The 3,055-nt window shown below is 69.2% G+C and carries 3 protein-coding genes; all 3 read left to right on the top strand.

The genetic code is table 11. The annotated features are described in order from the left end of the window. A partial coding sequence (locus VJN29_RS09445) for a helix-turn-helix transcriptional regulator (protein ID WP_324143372.1) occupies nucleotides 1-1,121 on the top strand: 1,121 nt, incomplete at its 5' end. A gap of 102 nt (nucleotides 1,122-1,223) precedes the next feature. Beyond that, entirely contained in the window at nucleotides 1,224-1,664 is a 441-nt protein-coding gene (locus VJN29_RS09450; RefSeq protein WP_324143373.1) for a hypothetical protein, read from the top strand. Between the two features lie 64 nt (nucleotides 1,665-1,728). Continuing rightward, a partial coding sequence (zwf, locus tag VJN29_RS09455) for a glucose-6-phosphate dehydrogenase (protein ID WP_324143374.1) occupies nucleotides 1,729-3,055 on the top strand: 1,327 nt, incomplete at its 3' end.

Below are 3,055 nucleotides of genomic sequence, written 5' to 3' on the forward strand. Positions count from 1 at the left end.
ACCCCTTGGAAGCATGGGCCGAGGCGCATCGCGGATTCAACGGGACCAGCCTCTATGAGCATCCCGATCGTGCCTTGGCCTTCGCGGCGTCATGGCGCGACGACCAGGTCGAGGCGGCCCGGCTCCTCAATGGGCTCCTCCTTACTGCCCGCGAGCAGGGCGATCTTGCATCCGAGGGGGCTCTGAGCATGCACCGTGCGGAGGTCGCCATGCGAGCTGGCGAGATCGAGCTGGCACGCGCCCGCGCCGAACGGTCCTACCGCGTGGGCCTCGATGGGGTGCGCGACCAGATGCGCCTCTACATCCGCGCGCATGTCGAGGCGTGGCGGGGCGAGCTGGAGGAGGCCAGACGGCTTGCCACCACCGGACTCGCCATGGCCGACAAGGCGGCCGATGCCATCTTTGCGGCGCAGTGCCTCCTCGTCCTTGGCTTCACCGAGGTCTCCGCGGGACGTTTCGAGCAGGCCGTCCCGCATGAGGCTCGCCTGCGCGACCTCACGGCGCGGATGAAGTGGGGCCACCCCGGCACGTACCGCTGGCAGGGCGATGCCGTGGAGGCCTTCCTCGCGACCGGACGAGAGGACGAGGCCGCGGAGGTCACCGCCCGGCTGTGGGGCGAGGCCGACCGGATGGGGCTGGCCGGCTCGCGGGCAGTCGCTGCGCGGTGCGAGGGACTGCTCCACTCGCACCGCGGCGACCTCAAGCTCGCCGAGGACAGCCTGCTCGAGTCACTGGCCCTGATGACCGGGCTCGACATGCCCCTCGAGCGGGCGCGGACGCTGCTGGCGCTGGGGGCCACCCGTCGCCGCGGCCGACAGAAGGCGACCGCGAGGGCGTCGCTGGTCGAGGCCCGTGACATCTTCAGCCGAGCCGGGGCGGCCGCGTGGGTGGGACGGGTTGACGAGGAGCTGCAGCGAGCCGCTGGCGCGCGGGCGGGGCAGGACCTCACTGTCGCGGAGCGCACCGTCGCCGAGCTCGCCGCTGCGGGTGTGACCAACCGTGAGATCGGGGCCCGGCTCTACCTCAGCCCGAAGACGGTCGAGACGGTGCTCACTCGCGTGTACCGCAAGCTCGGGGTCCGCTCGCGAACCGAGCTGGCGAGGCGCTTGCAGGCTGGGTAAGCGGGGCAGCGCAAGGGATTCCCCTGATTCCTCTGGGAACCGATCCTCCTAGCGTCGAGTCACAGGCACCCACCGGGGGCGCCCGATCCGGAGGAGGACGTCATGACCACCACGATCCAGCGTCGACGGGGACGTCGCGCCATCGCTGCAACCGCCATTGCCCCACTGCTGGCTCTCGCCGGTGCCGGCGCCGCCCACGCCAGCTCCGCGCCGCTGACGTGGACCTTCGACAAGTGCGCCGTGAGTGCTTCCACATGGGAGGGCACGGCCACCGGGCTTGGCGCGACAGTCCCCCTCCGCACCCAACTCACCAGCGCTTGGTCGGCTTCTCACATCCTGCACGTCACCTTCGACTGGGAGGTCGGCGATCTGTACCTGGCCCCCCTCAAGGGCACGCTCAACCTGGAGACGGGGGCCGTGGTCATGAATGGCACCGTCGCGGAAGGCGACTACGCCGGAAGCCAGGTCCATGAGGAGGGCCAGCTCTACGACGGCGCCCGCGGGTGCTTCGCCGGCACCATCACGGTGCTCCAGTCCGCGTGACTTCCCAGCCTGCCAACCAAGGGGAAACGCCCGCAGCAGCGTGAACGGCTGGCAGGCTGGGTCCATGCCCGCGACGACTGTTGTCCTGTTCGGCGCCACCGGTGACCTGGCCAAGCGCAAGCTGCTGCCCGGGATGCTGCACCTGCACGAGTCACAGCTCCTCGAAGGACTGCGGCTCGTCGCGACGAGCCTCGAGGACCTGACGCGAGATGAGTTCCTGAAACTGGCGACCGACGCCGTGCGGAAGTACTCGAGGCGTGAGGTGAGCGACGAGGACCTGCGCGAGTTCGCGGACCGGGTGCACTGGGCGCCGGGCTCGGCCGGGACCCAGGCTCTCCGCGACGCGGTCCTCGAGTCCGAGAAGATCCTCGGGCCCCAGGCTCGCCGGCTGCACTACCTGTCCGTGCCGCCCAGCGCAGCACTCCCCGTCGTGCACCAGATTCAGGAGGCCGGGCTCGTCGACCGCAGCCGGATCATCATGGAGAAGCCCTTCGGCACGGACCTCGCGAGCGCCAAGAAGCTCAACGCCGAGCTCCACAAGGTCTTCGACGAGAAGCAGATCTTCCGCATCGACCACTTCCTCGGCAAGGAGGCGGCCCAGAACATCCTCGCCTTCCGCTTCGCCAACGGGCTCTTCGAGCCGATCTGGCACCGCAACCACATCGACCACGTCCAGATCGACGTCCCGGAGACGATCGGCCTCGAGCAGCGCGCCGACTTCTACGAGGCGACCGGCGCCTACAAGGACATGGTCGTCACGCACCTGTTCCAGGTGCTCGGGTTCACCGCGATGGAGCCGCCGACGTCCTTGGAGCCGGACGCGATCACGGATGAGAAGAGCAAGGTCTTCCGTTCGATGCTGCCGATCGAGCCAAGCGATGTCGTGCGCGGGCAGTACATCGGCTACCGCGACGAAGAGGGAGTGTCACCAGAGTCCGAGACGGAGACCTTCGTCGCGCTCAAGTGCTATGTCGACAACTGGCGCTGGGCGGGTGTGCCGTTCTACCTGCGGACCGGCAAGCGGATGGCCGAGAGCGCTCGGGTCATCTCCATCGCGTTCAAGGAGCCGCCGCGCTCGATGTTCCCGCCGAGCTCGGGCGTCGGCGACGACGGGCCGGACCACCTGACCTTCGACCTCGCGGACCGGGCGCGCATGTCCCTCTCCTTCTACGGCAAGCGGCCCGGGCCCGGGATGACGCTCGACAAGCTGTCGATGCAGTTCTCGATGCAGGAGACGGACTGGGCAGGCGCCGCCCTCGAGGCCTACGAGCGGCTCATCTACGATGCTGCCCGCGGCGATGCCACCCTCTTCACCCGCGCGGAAGGCATCGAGCGGTTGTGGGAGATCAGCCAGCCGCTGCTCGACAACCCACCCCCGGTGCGTCCCTACA

Source organism: Intrasporangium sp., from assembly GCF_035280925.1.
In the GTDB taxonomy this organism is placed as follows: domain Bacteria; phylum Actinomycetota; class Actinomycetes; order Actinomycetales; family Dermatophilaceae; genus Intrasporangium.

What these genes read in the sequence shown, in the direction of transcription:
- VJN29_RS09450 (WP_324143373.1), top strand. Translation starts at nt 1,224, where the DNA reads ATGACCACCACGATCCAGCGTCGACGGGGACGTCGCGCCATCGCTGCA.